Below are 20,208 nucleotides of genomic sequence, written 5' to 3'. Positions count from 1 at the left end.
TTCCCTCGCCCCCTGTCCATACGTCAGGACAGGGTAAGCGGGCCGGCTGACAGCGGCGGGGCGCAGGGGTCTCACGCGCACGTTCCTCTCCTGAACGGGGGTGGCGGGGCGGGGCGGCGTCCGCACGCAGCCGGCCCGGGTGCGGACACCTGCCGGTGCGCGGCACCCGGGCCGTCCCCCGTGCTCCCCTGCGGTCATCATGCCCGCGGAATTCCGGGGTCCGCATTGCCGGACCCCGGCAGGATTTTCCCCGTCAACATGCCGACGGGTCGCACCCAGAGGCGACGGAGCAACACCACCCCGCGTCAGCGGCCCCGGCGGGCGGCCCACGTGCACGCCGCGGCCGCCGCCGACGTCACGACGGCCACCGCCCCCACCCGCGCCGCGCGCACGCGCAACCCCGGCGTCGGCCGCCCCGTGGCCGCCCGTCGCTCGGGGCGCCGGGAACCCGCCCGCGCGTCCCCGTCCCGCGCCGCCTTCATCACCTCGGCCAGGTGCAACGCCTGCCGCCCCGTCCGCGCGTCCTTGATCTGCGTCTTGCAGGAGAAGCCGTCCGCCACCACCAGACAGTCCTCGTCGGCGTCGCGGACCGCGGGCAGCAGGGCCTGTTCGCCGCAGTCCATGGAGATGTCGTACTTGCCGCCCTCGAAGCCCCAGGACCCGGCGAGCCCGCAGCAGCCGCCCTTGAGGTTCTCCACCTCCAGGCCCATCTTCTCCAGCAGTTGCTGGTCGGGGCTCATGCCACCCGTGGCGCGCTGGTGGCAGTGGCCCCAGAGCAGGGCCTTGCCCTCCAGCCGGGGCGGCGTGACGTCGAACTTCTGGAAGAACTCGGCGAAGTGGTACGCGTTGCGGGTGAGCCGGCGGGCGTCGTCGTCGTGCGGGAGCAGCTTGGGCAGTTCGTCCTTGAACACGGCCAGACAGCTCGGTTCCATGCCGACGATGGGCGTGCCCGCCCGCAGATGGGGCCGCAGTACGTCGAGCACCCGGTGCAGATAGCGTTCGGCGGCGTCCAGGAACCCGTAGTCGTACAGCGGACGTCCGCAGCAGACGTGCTGCTCGGGCATGACGACCCGCCACCCCGCGGCCTCGATCGCCTCGACGCAGGCCACGCCCACCCCGGTGTGGAAGTGGTTGTTGAACGTGTCGGGGAAGAGGACGACGGGCCGGCCGCCCGGGTTGGCCGTGCCACCGCGCCGGGCGAACCACTCCTGGAGCGTCATCGGGGCGAAGCGCGGCAGGGGGCGCTTGCCGTCGATGCCCGCGACCAGCTTGGCCAGGCGGGCGAGGCCCGGGGTGTGGGTGACGAGGTTGGCGACCTCGGGGACGCGGGAGGCGATCCGGGCGGCCTGGTCGATGAACCCGAAGGCGTAGGCGTACCGGGGACGTTGGCGGCGGGCGGACTTGTAGTGGTGGTGCAGGAACTCCGCCTTGTACGTGGGCATGTCCACGTTGACGGGGCAGTCGTTGGTGCAGCCCTTGCAGGCGAGGCAGAGGTCGAGGGCGTCCTTGACCTCCTCGGACTGCCAGCCGTCGGTGACGACGTCGCCTTCGAGCATCTCGTACAGCAGCCGGGCGCGGCCCCGGGTGGAGTGCTTCTCCTCGCGGGTCACCTGGAAGCTGGGGCACATCGTGTTCTCCGCCTGCGGCACCCGGCACTTGCCGATGCCGACGCAGCGCACGGTGGCGTGCGCGAAGTCGCCGCCGTCGTCCGGGTAGGCGAACTTCACCTGGGGACGCGGCGGGTTGTAGTCGGTGCCGAGCTTGAGGTTCTCGTCCATCCGGTAGGGGTCGACGACCTTGCCCGGGTTCATCTTCCAGCCCGGGTCCCAGATGGTCTTGAACTCCCTCATGGCTTGGACGAGTTCGGGCCCGTACTGCTTTTCCAGGAGTTCGGCGCGCTGCTGACCGTCGCCGTGCTCGCCGGAGACGGAACCGCCCATCGACGCCACCAGGTCGCCGGCCTCCTCCATGAAGGCGCGGTAGGTGGCCAGGCCGTCGGCGGTGCGCAGGTCGAAGCTGAGCCGGCAGTGGATGCAGCCCTGGCCGAAGTGGCCGTACATGGCGCCGGTGATGCCGTGCCGGTCCATGACCTCGCGCAGCTTGCGCACGTACTCGGCGATGCGGGTGGGCGGCACCGCGGAGTCCTCCCAGCCGGGCCAGTGGTCCTGGCCGTCGGGCGGGAAGGCGGTGGAGCCGAGGCCGCTCTCGCGGATGGCCCACAGGTGCTCGCTGGTGCCGCCCTCCTGGGTGCTCTTGGCGATCCGGACGCGGTCGCGGTCGTAGCCCTTCTCACCGGTGAGCCAGGCGACGAAGCGGTCCGCCTGGGCGACGGAGTCCTCGGTGGTGTCCGCGCCGAACTGGACGACGAGCCAGGCCCCGCCCTCGGAATGCGGCAGCTCCTTGATGTCCTCGGCGTTCATGTTCTTCAGCTGCTGGTCCTTGATCAGCTGATGGTCGAGTCCTTCGAGGCCGATCGGTTCGAAGCCCTCGATGATCTCGGTGCAGTGCTCGGACGCCCCGGCCAGGTCGTCGTACTCCACGACCACGGTGGTGCGCTGGAGCAGGGCGGGGGTGAGCATGAGGACGGCCCGGAGCGCGGTGGCGCAGGTGCTCTCGGTGCCGACCAGGGCGCGGGCGACGTTGAAGCCGCGTTCGGGCAGGAGTTCGTCGAGGTTGTAGCCGGAGACCCGGCGCGGCACCTCCTCCACGGAGTGGAACCCGGCCCGGATGGCGTCGGCGTACTTGTCGCGCAGAGCGCGCAGGGCGGCGTAGATCTCGCCCTTGCGGCCGCCCGCGGCGATGATCTCGTCGAGTTGGTCCTCCTCGTTCACGCCGACCCAGAAGCGTGCGCCGTCGTAGGTGACGACCTCCAGGGCGTGCACGTTGTCGCTGGTGCGCGGTCCGGGGCCGTAGAGCTGCGACTGGACGGAGTGGATGCCGCAGGAGTTGTTGCCGATGTTGCCGCCGATGACGCACCGCGAGTGCGAGGAGGGGTCGGGTCCGAAGACCAGGTCGTACTTCCCGGTGTGCCGGTTGAGTTCCTCGTTGATGACGCCCGGCTCGCAGGTGACCAGCCGCTTGTCGGGGTCGATCTCGCCGATGGCGGTGAGGTACTTGGAGTGGTCGATGACGACGGCCTCGTTGACCGTCTCGCCGGACAGGCTGGTGCCGCCGCCGCGGTTGAGGACGGGGGCGCCGAAGCGGTGGCAGATCTTGTGCGCGGCGACGACGTCGTCCAGGGTGCGCGGGACGACGACGCCGATCGGCACCTGGCGGAAGTTGGAGGCGTCCTGGGCGTACAGGCCGAGGGAAGCGGTGTCGAAGCGGACCTCGCCGTCGACCGCCTTGCGCAGCGCGCGCTCCAGTCTGCCCACGTCGACGGTCTCCCGGCCCCGGGGCGCGCCAGCGATGTCCGGGTGGGTCTTCGCGGGGACGTCGCGCGTCGAGCGGCGTGCTGTGGTCGCCATCTGGTGTCAGCTCTCCTTTGCCTGCCCGGTCACGCCGGGCGCGTTCCGTACACGCGGTAGGGCTCCGCGTCGGCCCACTTGACGTCGAGGCCGAGCCCGGGGCGGGCGGGGTCGGGGCGCAGGGCGCCGCCGGCCGGGGACAGGGTGCCGTCGAGGAGCAGGCTCTCGACGCGCACGTGGTCGTGGAAGTACTCCAGGTGCCGCAGCCGGCGCACCGCGCAGAAGACGTGGGCGGAGACGGCAGGGGCGCAGTGGGCGGACAGGTCGAGGTGTTCGGCGGCCGAGAGGCCGGCGATCTCCAGCACCCCGGTGATGCCGCCACAGCGGGTGACGTCGGCCTGGAGGCAGTCCACCGCGCGGCCGTTCACGAGGTTGACGAAGTCCTGCGGGGTGTAGGCGTATTCGCCCGCGGCGATCTCCAGCCGGGCCGGTCCCCGCTCGCGCAGCAGGCGCAGGCCCTCCAGGTCGGCGGAGCTGACGGGCTCCTCGAACCAGCGCACGTCCCACTCCTCGTGGAACCGGTGCGCCCAGTACAGGGCCTGTTTGCGCCCCAGTGCGCCGTTGGCGTCGGTGAAGACCTCCGCCTCGTCGCCGACCGCCCGGCGGACCGCGGTCAGCCGCCGGGGGTCCTGCTCCGGGTCGCGGGAGGTCTTCAACTTCACCCGGGGGATGCCCTGTTCGACCCAGCCGCCGAGCTGGTCGGTGAGCCGGTCGAGGGAGTAGTTGGTGAAGCCGCCGCTCCCGTAGACCGGCACCCGGTCGTGGTAGGCGGGCAGGAGGTGGACGAGCGGCAGGTCCAGCAGCCGCGCCTTGAGGTCCCACAGCGCCACGTCGACGGCGGAGAGCGCCATGGCACCGACGCCGGGGCGGCCCGCGTTGCGCATCCGCACGCCCATCTCGTGCCACAGCGCGGCCGGTGCGACGGCGGAGCCGCCCCGCACCACCGGGGCCAGCTTGGACTCGACGAACGAGGCGACCGAGGTGTCCCCGTAGGTGTAGCCGATGCCGGTGCGGCCGCCGGCGTGCACCCGGACCAGGACCATGGTGGTGGAGTCCCAGTCCAGGGTGCCGTCCTGCTCGCTGCCGTCGGGGCCGTCGACGGGCACCTCGAAGGCGTGCACGTCGACGGCGTCGACCGGGCGGTCGGCCGGTGAGCCGGTGCCGGGGGCCGGGTCACTCCCCGTCATGGTGGCGTCCGGGCAGGTGCTCGGCGACCTCGGAGAGCTTCTGCCGCATGCCCTTGGCGGCGATGCCGACCTTCTCCGGGTCGTGCACGGCGGCCTTCGCGGCCTTCTTGCCCTGGGCGAGCATGATGTGCGGCGGGATCGGCGCGATCTCCTGGTCGACCTTGAACTCCAGGACCACCGGCCGGTCACTGGCCAGCGCCTCGTCCCAGGCCTTGCCGATCTTCTTCGGCTGGTCGCAGTAGATGCCCTTGAGGCCGAGGAGTTCGGCGTACTGGGCGTAGGGGACGTCCGGGATGTACTGCGAGCCCGGGAACTTGGGGTCCCCGGCCATGGCGCGCTGCTCCCAGGTGACCTGGTTGAGGTCCTGGTTGTTGAAGATGCAGAAGATGAACGGCGCGGGCCCGGCGAGCCGGTCCAGGTACCGCTTGATGGTGATCATCTCGTTCATGCCGTTCATCTGGAACGCGCCGTCCCCGACGAAGGCGATCACCGGCCGGTCCGGGTAGGCGAACCGGGCCGCGATGGCGTACGGCGTGCCGGGGCCCATCGTCGCCAGGGTGCCGGAGAGCGAGGCCTGCATGCCCTTGCGGAGCTTGAGGTGGCGGGCCCACCAGTTGGTGCCGGAGCCGGAGTCGGCGGTCAGGATGCAGTTCTCGGGCAGGCGCGGCGAGAGTTCACTGGCGACCGCCTCGGGGTTGATCTTCCCTTCGAAGTGCTGGCCGGCCCGCTTCTCGCACAGGTCGTTCCACTCCTTGACGTCCTTCTCGATCTCCTGGCGCCAACTGCGGTCCTCCTTGCGCCGCAGAAGCGGCAGCAGGGCCTTGAGCGTCTCCTTGGAGTCACCGACGAGATGGGCGTCCATCGGGTAGCGGATGCCGATCATGCGTCCGTCGATGTCGATCTCGACGCCCTTGGCCTGGCCCTCGTCGGGCAGCCACTCCGCGTACGGGAAGCTGGTGCCGACCATGAACAGGGTGTCGCAGTTCTGGATCATCTTGTCGCTGGCCTTGGTGCCGAGCAGGCCGATGGGGCCGGTGACGAACGGGATGTCGTCGGGCAGCACCTCGCGGCCGAGCAGCGCCTTGGCGACGCCGGCGCCGAGCAGTTCGGCCGCCTCCACGACCTCGCTCGCGGCCTTGGCGGCACCCTGGCCGATGATCATGGCGACCTTCTCGCCCGTGTTGAGGATGTCGGCCGCCTTGCGCAGCTCCCCCTCGTCGGGCAGCATCCGCGGCTGGCTCCAGCCGACGCTGGAGAAGACCGCGCCGTGCATCTTCGGCGGCGAGGGCTGGGCGTCCTCCTCCTGGATGTCGTCCGGGACGATGATGGTGGCCACCGAGCGGGTGGTGAGGGCGGTCTTGAACGCCCGGTCGATCACGTGCCGGGCCTGACCCGGGTGCGTGATCATCTGGCAGTACTCGGAGACGTCCGCGAACAGCGTCTCCAGCGCGATCTCCTGCTGGTAGTGGGAGCCCAGGGAGAGCCGCTTCTGCTGGCCGACGACGGCGACGACCGGCTGGTGGTCCAGCTTGGCGTCGTAGAGACCGTTGAGGAGGTGGACGGCGCCGGGGCCCGAGGTGGCGGCGCAGCAGCCCACCTCGCCGGTGAACTTGGCGTGCGCGCAGGCCATGAACGCGGCCATCTCCTCGTGGCGCGTCTGGATGAACTCGGGGTGCCCCTCCGCCCGGTCGAACGCGCCGAGCAGGCCGTTGATGCCGTCGCCGGGATAACCGTAGACCCGCTCGATCCCCCATTCCCGCAGCCGTTGCAAGACGAAATCGGCGACCAATGCCATGTCGTACTCCTTCGGGCACACCTGGTTTCACACGTCACGCGTGGTTCGTCACCTGTGGGTGACCCGCCCGTGCGCCCGGTAAACGGCGGATTCGGGACGGCCACCCCGTCGGGCGCGGTCGGGTGGCCGCGCACCGGTTCCCGGGTTCTTTGGTCTGTGCAAAAATTTCGGAACCCCACGTAACCGGCGGCTCCGCGGAGCGGCGGCCGAGGGCGGGGGTGTACGAGGCAGGGAGCAGCGGATCGTGACCCTTCAGGGGCCGGGGGGCGAGGGTTCCCCGGAGAACGAGGACGGCGGGGCCGCCATACCGGAAGGGGTGTGGACGCGCTTCGCCCACGACGACGAGCGGGCGATCGCGGAATCGGCGCCGCGCGAGCCGTCGGCCCTGGAGCGGGCGGAGGGCGCGCGGGTCGGGACCCACGCCGGCCGCGACGGCTCCGGCGGCGCGGCTGCGGTCACCGGCGGCCCCGACGGGGGCGGGTGGGAACCGGCCGATGCCGTCGGCGAGTTGTGGCAGCCGGAGGAGTGGCGGGCCGGCCCGGCCTGGCGCGACCTCGACGCGCGGGCCAGGCGCCGCCGGATCGCCCGGCTGCTCGGTGCGGCCACCGCGGTCGTCCTGCTGTGGACGGTCGCCTCCCGCGCCCCCGTCGGCCCGCGCGACGGCTACCGGCCCGACGGCTCCCGGGTGGAGCAGTCCGAGAACGCCCCCCTCTGGGTCCCGGCGACACCGGGGCCCACCCCGCGGGTCTCCCCGAGCGGCACTCCTCCCACCCGCCACCTGGGGTGACGCGCCCGGTCGGCGGGCGGGGCGCGAGGTACGGCGCGGCTGGTGGAGGGACGGCGCAGGTCCGCGTGTTGCGGAGGGGACGCAGCGGGTACTCCCGGCGCACAGTCACGCGGGAGGTCGAATGAGGGTGCGCTCACTGTTCCGCGGCATCGCGCCGCTCACCGTGGCCGCTTCGGTGCTGCTGACGGGCGGCTGCGCGGGAAGCGAGGGCGCGCAGAAGCCGCCCTACTCGGCGCCGGGCGCCAACGCCGACCTCGGGCCGTTGGCGATCCGCTACGTCCACGCGGCCCATCCGGGGGGCGGCTCCTGGCGGGCCGGCTCGGACGTGCCGGTGTATCTGTACGTGCGCAACGAGGGCGACGCGAAGGACACCCTCGTCTCGGCGAAGAGCGACCGGGCCGGGTCGGTGGCCCTGGTCGACGGCGCGGGGCACGAGCTGCCGGACGGGATCACGGTGGCCCCGCACACGACCGGGATGCTGTACGCCGGGAAGCCGCACCTGGAGCTGCGGAACATCGGCGAACGGCTGCGGGCGGGCGACTTCCTGAAGCTCACCCTGACCTTCCGGAAGGCCGGCTCGACGACCCTGACGGTGCCCACGCAGGTGATCGAACCGTCCACGCTGCCGCCGAGCAGCCCGGAGCCCACACCGCCCAGGACCACGCCACCACCGACGACCGCGCCGCCGCACACCACCACGCCGCCGCCCACGACCACCGCGCCGCCGGCCTCACCGACGCCGTCCTCCTGACGGCCGGGACGCCACCGGCGTTCGGTTGTCAGGCCGGCAGGGCCTCGTCCAGTCCGAGGTGGTCGAGCAGCCGCGCCCGGTGCAGATCGGCGACCGGCGCCACCAGGTCCGGATGGCGGAGCAGCGCCGCCGCGCGGACGTCCCGGGTGTCCGGCGCGAGAAGGCGGCGGAAGTCGAGCGGGAGCCCGCCCGCGTGCTCCCCCGCCGTGACCGCGGCGACCGCCCCCTCGGCGAGCGCCGGGTCGCTGAGCAGGCAGGTGGCCCAGCTCGCCACCACCTCGTCCACCCAGGTGCGCCAGGCGAGGCCGAGCCCCTCCTCGTCCTCGTCGAGGGGTTCCGCACCCGTGACCCAGTCGAGCCGGGCGGAGCCCCCGGAGCCGGCCATCGCGGCCAGCTCGGCGTCGACGGCGGTCGGGTAGCACAGCCACGCGGCGACGGTCACCGCCTGCCGGGCCTGGACCTCGGCGAGGGCGGAGTCCAGCGCGCTGCCCGCCGACGGGTAGGTGAGCGTCAGCCACTGCGAGGTCGCGGCGATGAGCGGGGAGAGGTCTGCGGACACGACGGGGCCGTTCCGATCGCGGAGGCGGAGGGGAGGACGCGGGAAAGATATCCCCGCCGTCCCGCCCCGCGATATGGCGCGGACCACGCCCCGGACGTGGCCTCGGCCACGTCACCGTGCGTGCCACGGCGGCCACGGTGGAGCCGCGCGCCGGGGGGACCCGAGCGCCGGTCTCAGCGCGCCCCCGCCCCCTGCTCCGCCCGGTACAGGTCCTTCGACGTCCGGATCAGCTCGCTCCGCTCCTGCGTCGAGCCCACCATCGGCTGCGAGCCGTGCAACGGCACCTGCGCGCTCTCGGGCAGGAACTTCACGGTCACCAGCCCGATGACACCGGCGAGGATCAGGTAGTACGCGGGCATCATGTCGTTCCCCGTGGCGTTGATCAGCGCCTCGGTGACCAGCGGCGTCGTCCCGCCGAACGCGGACACGGCGACGTTGAAGCCGATGCCCATGGCCGCGTAGCGCACGGCGGTCGGGAACAGCGCGGGCAGCGTCGCGGCGCTCGGCGCGGCGAACCCGGCGAGCAGCGTGGACAGGATCAGGACGCCGCCGATCGGCGCCCACGTCCCCTCCCTCTTGATCAGCAGGAACGACGGGACGGCGAGGACGATCATCGCGGCGGCCGCGACGGCGTAGACGGGCCGCCGCCCGACCCGGTCGCTGAGCCGGCCGAGGAAGGTGATCAGCAGGACGATCCACACCATGCCGATCAGCACGAGCACGTCGGCGGAGCCGCTGGAGCGGTTCAGGGTCTCGGTCTGGTAGGTCGGCAGGAAGCCGGTGACCATGTAGTTGGTGACGTTGTAGAGGAGCACCAGGCCCATGCAGATCAGCAGGGGCCGCCAGTGTTCCTTGACGATGGTCTTGAACTCCGTGCCCGCCGACTCCTGGGCGAGGCTCTTCTCGTGCTCGTCGAGCTGCTGCTGGAAGGCCGGGGACTCCTCCAGCTTGAGCCGCATGTACAGGCCGATCACGCCGAGCGGCCCGGCGATCAGGAACGGGATGCGCCAGCCCCAGGCGAGCATCTCGGCATCGGTGAGCGCCAGGTTCAGCACGGTGACCAGCGCGGAGCCGAGCGCGTAGCCGACGAAGGTGCCGAAGTCGAGCCAGCTGGAGAGGAAGCCCCGGCGGCGGTCCGGCGAGTACTCGGCGACGAAGGTGGTGGCGCCGCCGTACTCGCCGCCGGTGGAGAAGCCCTGTAGCATCCGGGCGAGCAGCAGCAGGACGGGCGCGGCGATGCCGATGGTGGAGTAGCTGGGGATGAGCCCGATGACGAACGTGCCGATCGCCATCATGATCATGGTGGTGGCGAGCACCTTCTGCCGGCCGACGCGGTCGCCGAGCGGGCCGAAGACGAGGCCGCCGAGCGGGCGTACGACGAAGGCGGCCGCGAACGTGGCGAAGGACGAGATCAGCTGGGCGCCGGGCGAGGCGCCGGGGAAGAACACCTTGCCGAGGGTGGCGGCGAGGTAGCTGTAGACGCCGAAGTCGAACCACTCCATGCAGTTGCCGAGCGCCGAGGCGCCGACGGCCCGCTTGAGCAGGGGTGCCTCGACGACCTGGACGTCCTCGGCGCTGAAGGCCCGCCGGTTGCGGCGGAGCCTGGAGGTCAGCTCCTCCCGGACCTGCCGCGGCAGCGCCGCGACGGTTCCCGGCAGCTTGGTCCGGTTCCGGGGAGGGGACTGTCCGTCAGGCCTCGCGTCACTCACGCTGCTGCCTTTCCACTACGTGCCCTGCAGGTACCGTTCTGCTCGCTTCGGCGGTTTCATTCCCGTACCGCCGGGCGAACGCGGCGCCGCGGTGATCACCGGGCGCACCCCGAGCGCCTGCCCGGTCTCCCGCCGGACACACGGCGCGGGGCCGCACGAAGAGCCGCGGCCCCGGTGCGGCCGGGTTCACCGTCCCGCCTCCAGGAGCTGCTGGAAGCGGGTCATGCAGGGCAGGCAGTGGTGGTCCGTCTCGTCCCGGGACGGTCCCGAGCCGTCCGGGACGTCCGCTCCGCACAGGCTGGTGCCCCGCTGCCCGGTCACCACGTGCCACACCGGTCTTCCGCTGCCGGGTTCCGGACCGACGCGCATCTCGTGCATGGTCACCACCTCCTGGGACGACGCACCTTCCAGGAGACCCCGCCGGGCGGCCCGGGGCCGCGATCAAGGCCGCCGTCCGGGTGATCCGGGCAGCGCGCGCCGCCCGTCACCGGGAGTCCGGCGAGGGCGGCCGGGCCTCTTTCGTCCGGCCGTGGGCGGTTCGCGGGGCGGGCGGCGGGAACTCCCGCAGGGGGAGAGCGAAACCGGTGCCCCGGTGACCGGAGGAGAGGCGGACCGCGCATGCCCGTGCAGCACCATGGTGACGACGGCCACGAGAGCCGGGACCTGGAGATCAATCCGGTCTTCAGCCGGGAGCCCCTGCGCGTGCCCCGGTACGCGCTGCCGGACGGCGAGATGGAGCCGGACACCGCCTACCAGGTGATCCACGACGAGCTGATGCTCGACGGCAACGCCCGGCAGAACCTGGCGACGTTCGTGTCGACCTGGGCGGAGCCCCAGGCCCGGCGGCTGATGGACGAGTGCGCCGAGAAGAACATGATCGACAAGGACGAGTACCCGCAGACCGCCGAACTCGAGACGCGCTGCGTGCACATGCTCGCCCGGCTGTGGCACGCCGAGCACCCCCACCGGGCGATGGGCTGCTCGACGACCGGGTCGAGCGAGGCGGCGATGCTCGGCGGCCTGGCGCTGAAGCGGCGCTGGCAGCGGCGGCGCCGGGCCGAGGGGAAGCCGGCCGACCGGCCCAACCTGGTCATGGGCATCAACGTGCAGATCTGCTGGGAGAAGTTCGCCGACTACTTCGAGGTGGAGCCCCGGTACGTGCCGATGGAGGGCGACCGGTTCCACCTCACGCCGGAGAAGGCGGTCGAACTGTGCGACGAGAACACCATCGGTGTCGTCGCGGTCCTCGGCTCCACCTTCGACGGTTCCTACGAGCCGGTCGCCGACATCGCCGCCGCCCTGGACGAGTTGCAGTCCCGTACCGGACTGGACATTCCCATCCATGTCGACGGCGCCTCCGGCGGCATGATCGCCCCGTTCCTCGACCCGGATCTTGAGTGGGACTTCCGGCTGCCGCGGGTCGCCTCCATCAACACCTCCGGCCACAAGTACGGCCTGGTCATGCCCGGCGTCGGCTGGGCGCTGTGGCGGAACGAGGAGGCCCTCCCGGACGACCTGGTGTTCCACGTGAACTACCTCGGCGGCGACATGCCGACGTTCGCGCTCAACTTCTCCCGGCCGGGCGCCCAGATCGTCGCCCAGTACTACAATTTTCTGCGCCTGGGCTTCGAGGGCTACCGGCGGGTGCAGCAGACCTGCCGTGACGTCGCGACGGGGCTCGCGCGCGAGATCGCCGGGCTCGGTCCGTTCGACCTGCTCACCGACGGCAGCGACATCCCGGTGTTCGCGTTCCGGATGCGGGACGGCGTCGAGCACTTCAGCGTCTTCGACGTCTCCGCCGGGCTGCGCGAACGCGGCTGGCTGGTGCCCGCGTACACCTTCCCGAAGGACCGTACCGATCTGGCGGTGCTGCGGATCGTGGTGCGCAACGGGTTCAGCCACGACCTGGCCGACCTGCTGATGCAGGACCTGCGCCGGGTCCTGGCGCGGCTGGACAAGCAGCACGAGCCGCACCGCGACGCCGACGACGCGGGCGGCTTCGCCCACGGCGCGGAGACCAAGAACCCCCGCACCCCGGGCCGCCACTGACCCGATGCGACGGGTCCGACCCGAGCCGAAGGAGGAGACCGATGTGCCGTCTGTTCGGCCTCAGCAGCGCGCCCCGGCGCACCCGCGCCACGTTCTGGCTGCTGGACGCCCCCGACAGCCTCAGCGAACAGAGCCACGACGATCCCGACGGCACCGGCCTCGGGTACTTCACCGCCGACGGCACCCCCGAGGTGCACAAGGCGCCGCTGGCCGCCTACGAGGACCGGGCGTTCACGCAGGAGGCCCGGAACGTGGAGTCGGAGACCTTCCTCGCCCACGTCCGGTTCGCCTCGACCGGCAGCCTGGACATCCGCAACACCCACCCCTTCGAGCAGGACGGGCGGCTGTTCGCCCACAACGGCGTGGTCGAGGGCCTGGACCGGCTCGACGAGCATCTGGGCGAGGACCGTGCGCTCGTCAGGGGCGACACCGACTCCGAGCGGTGCTTCGCCCTGGTCACCCGGGAGATCCGCCGCAACGGCGGCGACGTCGCCGCGGGCATCGAGAGCGCTGTCGGCTGGATCGCGGAGAACCTGCCCGTCTACGCCCTCAACCTGATCCTCACCACGCCGCACGAGCTGTGGGCGCTGCGCTACCCCGAGACCCACCGGCTCTACACGCTGCGCCGGCACGCCGGCGGCCACCACGGCACCCGGCACCTCGACCACAGCGGCAGCGACGGCCATCTGCGCGTCCACTCCGCGCACCTGGCGGACTCCCCCGCCGTGGTCGTCGCCAGCGAACGCATGGACGACAACCCGCAGTGGCGGCTGATGGAGCCGGGCGAACTGCTGCACGTCGGCCCCGATCTGCATGCCACGCACCATGTCGTGCTGCCGGATCCACCGGCGCACCGGCTCACCCTGGCGGACCTCCGCCCCGACGCGGCCGCCTCGCAGAAGGCCGCCTGAGACGAGACCTGGAGGAACCATGTGGAAGCGCAGGAAAGGTGCCCGGCCGGCCAGGATCCTCCCGCTGGAGCTGTGCGATCTGTGCGCGGCGACCTTCCCGCAGGAAGAGGCCAAGCGCGGCTACGTGCCGGACTCGTCGTCCGTGCACCCGACGAACGACGGCTACGACGGGCTGCGGGCCCTGACGGCCTGCGGCGACGACCACTTCGAGGTGCTGCGCAAGCAGTACTTGCGGCGGCCCTACGTGGAGGAGGAGCTGTGGGCCGCCAAGATAACGCGCGTACTGACCACCGGTCCGCCGACGCTCACCATGGACCAGCTCGGCTGCCGCACCGGGCTGCACGAGCCGGAGCTGCGCCGGGCCATCGCCTGGCACAACGAGCGGATGCGGCGGTACGCCGCGGAGGAGTAACCGGCCCAGGGGCCGTGGCCGCCCCGGACCCGCCGTGCCGGGCGGGGTCCGGGGCGGCCGGTCGTCACCCCTCCTGCTCGACGCGTCACCCCTTCTGTTCGACGCGCACCCAGTCCACCTCCGCCTGCACGTTCCCGGCCGCGATCCGGTCCACGCTGGACTGCGGCAGCCCCCAGTAGGGGCTGGTCACCTTGTTCCAGCCGGCCGGGTACGCGCCGCCGAGCGCCAGGTTGAGGATGACGTACTGGTTGTGGTCGAAGACCCACTTGCCGCGCGTCGATTCCAGGACGTTGCGGGTGGTCTCCTGCACGAGGCGGTCGTCGACAAGGAAACGCATGGCGGTCGGGGTCCACTCGACCGCGTAGGCGTGCCACTGGTCGGCGGTGCCGCCGTTCGGATACGTCTGCCGGGCGCCGATGTTGCCGTCGGCCGAGTAGCCCGGGCCGTGCAGGGCGGAGCTGGTCCAGTCGCCGTAGCCGATGTTCTCCATGATGTCGGTCTCGCCGGAGGCCGGCCAGGAGACCGAGGGGTCGTCGACGTTGCTGCCGAGCAGCCAGAACGCGGGCCAGAAGCCGTCGCCGACGGGCAGCTTCATACGGGCGCTGACCTTGCCGTAGGTGAAGTCGAACGTGGTGTTGGTGTCGATGCGTCCGGAGGTGAAGTCGTAGGTGCCGCCGCCCGCCTTGGTGCAGCCCTTGCAGTACTTGGCGCGCAGCACCAGGTTGCCGTTCTCGGTGCGGATGTTGTCGGGGGAGTCGACGTAGGCCTGCGACTCGCCGTTGACCGGGCCCATCTCGGTGCCGGTGCGCACCACCCGCCACTTGGAGCGGTCCAGGGAGGAGGTGGTGAAGTCGTCGAAGAACGTGGTGCGGTAGCCGCCCGACTGCTCCGCGGGCAGCGCCGGGTAGGCGGCCGAGGCGCTGCCGCCGGTGCCCCAGACCTGGAACTCGTAGAGGGAGTAGCCGAACTGGGCGGTGGCGGGCGCCGGGTTGTAGAAGGAGCGGCGTTCCACGCCGAGCATGCGGACGTAGCGTCCGGTGACCGGCTGCGGCAGCTTCACGGTGTCGTGCAGTCCGACCGCGTCGCCGGGCGACGTGACGTTGGCGCGGCGGGCGGCGACGTCGGCGGCGGCGGGCTGGTACACCGTGCGCCAGGTGCGGTTGTCGTCGGAGACCTGGATCCGGTAGTCGACGGCGTAGGCGGCCTCCCAGTACAGGTCGACGGTGTCGATGGTGGAGGTGGCGCCGAGGTCGACGGAGACCCAGCGGTCGGCGTTCCAGTCGCTGGACCAGCGGGTGGCGTCGTCCTTGAGGTTGGCGGGGATGCCGCCGTCGGTGACGTAGGAGGGCGAATTGCCCGCGTGCTGGTAGAAGTTGGAGTACGCGGGGTGGTGCAGGGCGAGGTTGGTGCGGGCGGTGGAGGCGGGCGCGGGCTCGCCGCCGTAGACCTTGAACGAGTAGAGCGAGTAGCCGTACGGGGTGGCACGTTCGATGCCGCGCATGCGCACGTAGCGGCCGGTGACCTCCTGCGGGTAGGTGTGCGCGGTGACGGTGCCGCCGGTGCCGGCGGTCTCGGTGTAGAAGGGCGTCCAGTCGGTGCCGTTCTTCGACACCTCCAGGGCGTATCTCTTGCCGTAGGCGGCCTCCCAGTCGAGGACGACGGTGTCGATGCGCAGGGTGGTGCCGAGGTCGAGGCGGATCCAGGCGTCGTCGGCGAAGTCGCTGGACCAGCGGGTGGAGGGGTTGCCGTCGAAGGCGAGGCCGGGGGCGGTGCCGGCGTTCTCGCTGCCGGAGGCGGTGGCTGCGGAGGGGGTGGCGGCGTAGGCGGCCGCGGCGCGGTCGGTGTCCCAGTTGGCGGTCGCGGCGGCCTGGTGGGCGGGGGCGGCGAGGGCCGGTGCGGGGGACAGCAGGGCCGCCGCGGCGAGGGTGGCGAGGGCGGTGAGCAGGGTGCGGGGGGTGCGAGAGGAACGCATGCGGGTTCTCCCTCGGGGAGGTGGGGGCGCCGGTGATACACGGTCACGGCTTAATTTAGGACGTGAGTTAAACCCCGCTACGCGTACACGTCAAGAGCCGCGGCAACACCTGCGACACACACTTGTTGAAGACACGGTGAAGGACGCCGGTCCGGTGACGATCGTCGCGAAAGCGGGCAACCGGCGCCAGAACAGGGCTATGTGACGCTGCCTCGCCCGCCGGCGAGAAAACTTGCCGCCCGGCTCTTGACGCACGGAACACGCCAGATGAAGCATGCACGGCACGAGAGCGCTCTCAACTCCCCCTCGTCGTTCAGTTCCTTAAGCCATCGGACCCTATCCCGGCAGGAGAGCCGCCCCATGCGCCCTTCGTCCTCTCCGGACGCCACGCCCCCTTCCGATCCCACCCCCTCCCCCGCGTCCTCCGGCCCGCGCGAGATGGGCCGCAGGGCCGTCCTCGGGGCCGCCGCCGCGGTGGCCGCGACACCGGCCCTGCTCGCCCTGTCCACGCCCGCGTCCGCCGCGCCCGCCGGCCACCGGCGCCCGCACCCGCGGCCCCGCCCGCGCTCCCGCCGGCTCGCGGCCGGCGGCGACCTGGGCCCGAACGTGCTGGTCTTCGACCCCTCGACGCCCGACATCCAGGCCAAGCTGGACGAGGTGTTCCAGAAGCAGGAGAAGGCGCAGTTCGACACCGGCCGCTATGCTCTGCTGTTCAAGCCCGGCACGTACCACGGGCTCAACGCGCAGATCGGTTTCTACACCTCCATCGCCGGTCTCGGCCTCTCCCCCGACGACACCACCATCAACGGTGACGTGACGGTCGACGCCGGCTGGTTCGACGGCAACGCCACGCAGAACTTCTGGCGTTCGGCGGAGAACCTCGCCCTCGTCCCGGTGAGCGGCACCAACCGGTGGGCCGTGGCTCAGGCGGCCCCCTTCCGGCGCATGCACGTCCGCGGCGGCCTGGACCTGGAGCCCACCGGGTACGGCTGGGCGAGCGGCGGCTACATCGCCGACTCGCGGATCGACGGCCAGGTGGGACCGTACTCCCAGCAGCAGTGGTACACCCGGGACAGCGCGATCGGCAGCTGGCTCAACGGCGTCTGGAACATGGTGTTCTCGGGCGTCGAGGGCGCCCCCGCCCAGAGCTTCCCCGACCCGCCGTACACCACGCTCGACACGACCCCCGTCTCCCGCGAGAAGCCGTTCCTGTACCTCAGCGGAGCTGAGTACCGCGTCTTCCTGCCGGAGAAGCGGACCAACGCCCGCGGTGTCACCTGGGGCAACGGCACCCCCCGCGGCACCTCGCTGCCGCTGTCGCAGTTCTACGTCGCCCACCCCGGCGACAGTGCGGCCACCCTCAACCAGGCGCTCGCACAGGGCCTCCACCTGCTGCTCACGCCCGGCATCTACCACGTGGACCAGCCGATCCGGGTGGACCGCGCCAACACCGTCGTCCTGGGCCTCGGGTACGCCACGCTCATCCCGACGGGCGGCGCCACCGCCGTGAAGGTGGCCGACGTCGACGGCGTACGCCTCGCGGGCTTCCTCATCGACGCGGGCCCGGTCAACTCGGCCACCCTGCTGGAGGTCGGGCCGAACGGGGCGTCGAAGGACCACTCCGCCAACCCGACCACCGTGCAGGACGTGTTCGTGCGCATCGGCGGCGCGGGCGCGGGCAGGGCCACCACCAGCATGGTGATCAACAGCCGGCACACCATCGTCGACCACACCTGGATCTGGCGCGCCGACCACGGCACGGGGGTCGGCTGGGAGACCAACCGGGCCGACTACGGGCTCGTCGTCAACGGTGACGACGTGCTGGCCACGGGTCTGTTCGTGGAGCACTTCAACAAGTACGACGTGCAGTGGAACGGGCAGCGCGGGCGCACGATCTTCTTCCAGAACGAGAAGGCGTACGACGCCCCGAACCAGGCCGCGATCCAGAACGGCTCGATCAAGGGGTACGCCGCCTACAAGGTCGGCGACCGGGTCACCAGTCACGAGGGCTGGGGGCTCGGCAGTTACTGCTACTACAACGTCGACCCCACCATCGTGCAGCACCACGGCTTCGCCGCCCCGAACACGCCGGGGGTGAAGTTCCACGACCTGCTGGTGGTCTCGCTCGGCGGTGCGGGACAGTACGAGCGGGTCATCAACGACACGGGTTCGCCCACGTCGGGGACGTCCACGGTGCCGTCCACGATCGTGTCGTACCCGTGAACCCGCTGAGCGGATGAGGAACTGCCGGTGGCCGTCACGGCGGGCCCAGCGCCCCGCCGCTGGTACAGGTCACTCCTGAGCACCGGGCCGCCCGTCGGCCACCGGCAGCCCCAACAGAGCATTGCACACTGCAAATTGACGTGCCAAGCGACTACGGTGATTCGTCACCGGGCCGCTGTCCGTCCCGGGGCTCGGGCCAGGGCGGCGGCGGGGTGCCGAAGCGCACGTCGACGCGCTCGAAGCCCTTGAACGCCTCGGTCCTGGCGTACGCCCGGTAGGCGCGGCGGTCGCCCCTGGTCAGCCGCACCCGGTCGGTGAACGGCGTGAGCAGGCTGCGCGGCCACAGCCGCAGCACGCGCACCGCGCTCACCTCCGCCGTCATCAGGAAGACCAGGGCGCCGAGGTAGATCCACGCCAGCAGGCCGAGGACGATCCCGAACATGCCGTACGTGGCGGTCGCGCCGCGCAGCACGTCCTGGACGTAGTACGAACCGGCCCACTGCAAGGCCTGCCAGGCGCAGGCCCCGCCGAGCGCCGCGCCGTGCATGTGCCGCAGCGGCAGCTTGCAGTGCGTCAGAACCCGGTAACTGAGCTGGAGCAGCGCCGCGTTGAGGACGACGGCGGCGATGCCGGCGCTCACCCGGATGCCGGTGGCGGGATGGGTGCCGAAGACGTTGACGGCGGAGACGGCGGTGGACAGCAGCGTCGTCAGACACAGGCCGAGCGCCAGTACCGACAGGAACAGGGCGCCCTTGAGCCGGGAGCGGAACGGATCGGGGCGGGCGTGCCGCGGCACCGCCCAGATCTTGTTCAGCGCGTGCTGCGCGCCCTGGGCGACGCCGAGCGCGCCGTAGAGGCTGCCCGCGACGCCGACGGCGAGGGCGAGGCCGTTGCCGTGGAAGGAGTGGATGTTCTCGCCGATCTGGTCGCCGAGGACGGGGAACTCACCGAGCGCGGAGTCGAGGACGCTCTGCTGGAGCCCCGGGTTGTTGCTGAGCAGGGTGCCGAGGACGGCGACGAGGATCAGCAGGATCGGGAAGAGGGAGAGGAAGGTGTAGTAGGCGAGGAGGGCGGCGAGATAGGTGGCCTGGTCGTCGAAGAACTTGTAGACCACGGCGAGCGGCAGCCCCACCCAGCGGTGGCGTCGCTGGTACTCGTCGAACCGGGCCACCGCTCGCATGGGTGTCACACTCCGTCACCGCCGGGGGAATCGCTGCGTGCCCATCCTCTCCTTCCCCGCGGGGCGGGACGGGAGAGGGCGCGCGGGGAAGTCGGCGCCGGTGCGCGGGGCTCGCTCGTCTATGCGCCGCTGCTCGCGCGGACCACGAGGCGGTGCGGGATCACCACGTCCAGGGGCGGCACCGCCGTGGCCGGGCTGTAGACGCGGTCGGCGAGGCATTGCAGGGCCCGCTCGGCGATCTGCCCTTTGTCCGGAGCCACCGTCGTCAGCGGCGGGTTGGCGTAGCGGCCGTCCTCGATGTCGTCGAAGCCGGCGAAGGCCACGTCACCCGGGATGTCCAGTCCTCGTGCGTGCGCCACGTGCATCGCGCCGAGGGCGAGTTCGTCGGTGAACGCGAAGACGGCGTCCGGCCGGGCGCCGGCGTCCAGCAGGGCGGTCATCGCCCGTGCGCCGTCCTCGCGGTGCAGCGTCGTCACGGGCTGTTCGAGAGCGGGATCCGGGACGAGCCCGGCGCGCCGGAAGGCGTTGCGGTAACCCTCGAGACGCTGCCGGGCCGTCTCGTTGCGCAGGTGCGGTTGGGGGCCGATCGCCGCGATGCGCCGGCGCCCGGCTTCGAGCAGATGCGTGGTGGCCTCGTCGGCCGCGAGGACGTTGTCGACGGCGACACGGTCGGCGAGCCCGTGCGGCCGTCGTTCGCCCAGGAGGACGACGGGCACGTTCCGGGAGCGGCCGGTCACCTCCTCGGGGCCGAGTGCCCAGGGGCTGATGATGAGGCCGTCCACCAGACGGTCGCCGCCGCCGTCCAGCAGTCTGCTCTCGGCCTCCGGGTCGCCGAAGGTCTGGTCGATGACGACGGTCCACGCGCGCTGCTGGGCGGCCTGGACGATCAGGCCGGCGAGCGCGCCGAAGTACGGTGAGTGCAGCTCGGGAATGGCCAGCCCGATCAGGCCGGTCCGGCCGGCGCGCAGATTGCGGGCGGCGACGTTCGGCCGGTAGCCCAGCTCGTCCAGCGCGGCCTGGACGCGTGCGCGGGTCTCCTCCGCCACGGAGGCCGAGCCGCTGACGACGTTGGAGACCGTGCGCGTCGACACTCCCGCGAGGGCGGCGACATCCTTCAGACGACTGCTCACGACCGACATCCTCGCACGCCCCGGTGACATCGGAGAAGATCTTTCCGCCCCCTATTGCAACGTCGCAATCAACGTC

General features: G+C 71.7%; 15 protein-coding genes. 6 read left to right on the top strand and 9 right to left on the bottom strand.

All coding sequences use genetic code 11. The features are described from left to right. Positions 1–305 precede the first annotated feature (305 nt). Genes OIE12_RS31365 through OIE12_RS31355 form a run of 3 tightly spaced genes read right to left on the bottom strand, consistent with a single transcriptional unit; the run spans position 306 to position 6,449 of the window. On the bottom strand, positions 306–3,467 hold the full coding sequence (locus OIE12_RS31365; protein WP_329141241.1) for an FAD-binding and (Fe-S)-binding domain-containing protein: 3,162 nt from the start codon (positions 3,465–3,467) through the stop codon (positions 306–308). A gap of 29 nt (positions 3,468–3,496) precedes the next feature. After that, on the bottom strand, positions 3,497–4,654 hold the full coding sequence (locus tag OIE12_RS31360; RefSeq protein ID WP_329141239.1) for an enolase C-terminal domain-like protein: 1,158 nt from the start codon (positions 4,652–4,654) through the stop codon (positions 3,497–3,499). Then, the gene (locus OIE12_RS31355; protein WP_329141237.1) at positions 4,641–6,449 is read right to left on the bottom strand and encodes a thiamine pyrophosphate-requiring protein; all 1,809 of its coding nucleotides are present in this window, start codon (positions 6,447–6,449) and stop codon (positions 4,641–4,643) included. The genes OIE12_RS31360 and OIE12_RS31355 overlap by 14 nt, the downstream gene beginning before the upstream one ends. Before the next feature lie 244 nt (positions 6,450–6,693). On the opposite strand from OIE12_RS31355, the gene OIE12_RS31350 reads away from it, so the two are divergent. Together OIE12_RS31350 and OIE12_RS31345 are read left to right on the top strand one after the other, a co-directional pair. Beyond that, positions 6,694–7,236 (top strand): hypothetical protein, encoded by a 543-nt coding sequence (locus OIE12_RS31350; RefSeq protein WP_329141235.1) that lies wholly within the window; start codon positions 6,694–6,696, stop codon positions 7,234–7,236. A gap of 121 nt (positions 7,237–7,357) precedes the next feature. Then, the gene (locus OIE12_RS31345; RefSeq protein ID WP_329141233.1) at positions 7,358–7,987 is read left to right on the top strand and encodes a copper chaperone PCu(A)C; all 630 of its coding nucleotides are present in this window, start codon (positions 7,358–7,360) and stop codon (positions 7,985–7,987) included. 28 nt (positions 7,988–8,015) lie between these two features. On the opposite strand, the gene OIE12_RS31340 is transcribed toward OIE12_RS31345, so the two are convergent. The 3 genes from OIE12_RS31340 to OIE12_RS31330 all read right to left on the bottom strand — a co-directional run bounded on the left by OIE12_RS31340 (position 8,016) and on the right by OIE12_RS31330 (position 10,633). After that, positions 8,016–8,546, bottom strand: coding sequence for a hypothetical protein (locus tag OIE12_RS31340; protein ID WP_329141232.1), 531 nt, complete (start codon positions 8,544–8,546; stop codon positions 8,016–8,018). A 173-nt stretch (positions 8,547–8,719) separates the two neighbouring features. Beyond that, complete coding sequence (locus OIE12_RS31335) at positions 8,720–10,255, bottom strand: MFS transporter (RefSeq protein WP_329141230.1); 1,536 nt, start codon at positions 10,253–10,255, stop codon at positions 8,720–8,722. Between the two features lie 186 nt (positions 10,256–10,441). After that, positions 10,442–10,633, bottom strand: a complete 192-nt coding sequence (locus tag OIE12_RS31330; protein WP_329141228.1) for a hypothetical protein — start codon at positions 10,631–10,633, stop codon at positions 10,442–10,444. Positions 10,634–10,873: 240 nt separating this feature from the next. On the opposite strand from OIE12_RS31330, the gene OIE12_RS31325 reads away from it, so the two are divergent. The 3 genes from OIE12_RS31325 to OIE12_RS31315 are packed head-to-tail and all read left to right on the top strand — an operon-like array spanning position 10,874 to position 13,627. Continuing rightward, positions 10,874–12,304, top strand: coding sequence for a glutamate decarboxylase (locus OIE12_RS31325; RefSeq protein ID WP_329141226.1), 1,431 nt, complete (start codon positions 10,874–10,876; stop codon positions 12,302–12,304). A gap of 41 nt (positions 12,305–12,345) precedes the next feature. Next, positions 12,346–13,215 (top strand): class II glutamine amidotransferase, encoded by an 870-nt coding sequence (locus OIE12_RS31320; RefSeq protein WP_329141224.1) that lies wholly within the window; start codon positions 12,346–12,348, stop codon positions 13,213–13,215. Between the two features lie 19 nt (positions 13,216–13,234). Continuing rightward, entirely contained in the window at positions 13,235–13,627 is a 393-nt protein-coding gene (locus OIE12_RS31315) for a hypothetical protein (protein ID WP_329141222.1), read from the top strand. A gap of 85 nt (positions 13,628–13,712) precedes the next feature. Here the strand turns inward: OIE12_RS31315 and OIE12_RS31310 are convergent, their stop codons facing one another. Further along, positions 13,713–15,599: a discoidin domain-containing protein gene (locus OIE12_RS31310; protein ID WP_329141220.1), complete on the bottom strand. Its 1,887-nt coding sequence runs from the start codon at positions 15,597–15,599 to the stop codon at positions 13,713–13,715. A gap of 360 nt (positions 15,600–15,959) precedes the next feature. On the opposite strand from OIE12_RS31310, the gene OIE12_RS31305 reads away from it, so the two are divergent. After that, entirely contained in the window at positions 15,960–17,822 is a 1,863-nt protein-coding gene (locus OIE12_RS31305; RefSeq protein ID WP_329141218.1) for a coagulation factor 5/8 type domain-containing protein, read from the top strand. A gap of 151 nt (positions 17,823–17,973) precedes the next feature. On the opposite strand, the gene OIE12_RS31300 is transcribed toward OIE12_RS31305, so the two are convergent. After that, the gene (locus OIE12_RS31300; protein WP_329141216.1) at positions 17,974–19,002 is read right to left on the bottom strand and encodes a YihY/virulence factor BrkB family protein; all 1,029 of its coding nucleotides are present in this window, start codon (positions 19,000–19,002) and stop codon (positions 17,974–17,976) included. A 119-nt stretch (positions 19,003–19,121) separates the two neighbouring features. Next, the gene (locus OIE12_RS31295) at positions 19,122–20,132 is read right to left on the bottom strand and encodes a LacI family DNA-binding transcriptional regulator (protein WP_329141214.1); all 1,011 of its coding nucleotides are present in this window, start codon (positions 20,130–20,132) and stop codon (positions 19,122–19,124) included. Positions 20,133–20,208 lie beyond the last annotated feature (76 nt).

Source organism: Streptomyces sp. NBC_00670 (assembly GCF_036226765.1).
GTDB lineage: Bacteria > Actinomycetota > Actinomycetes > Streptomycetales > Streptomycetaceae > Streptomyces.
This window is presented reverse-complemented; position numbering and strand designations above follow the sequence as displayed.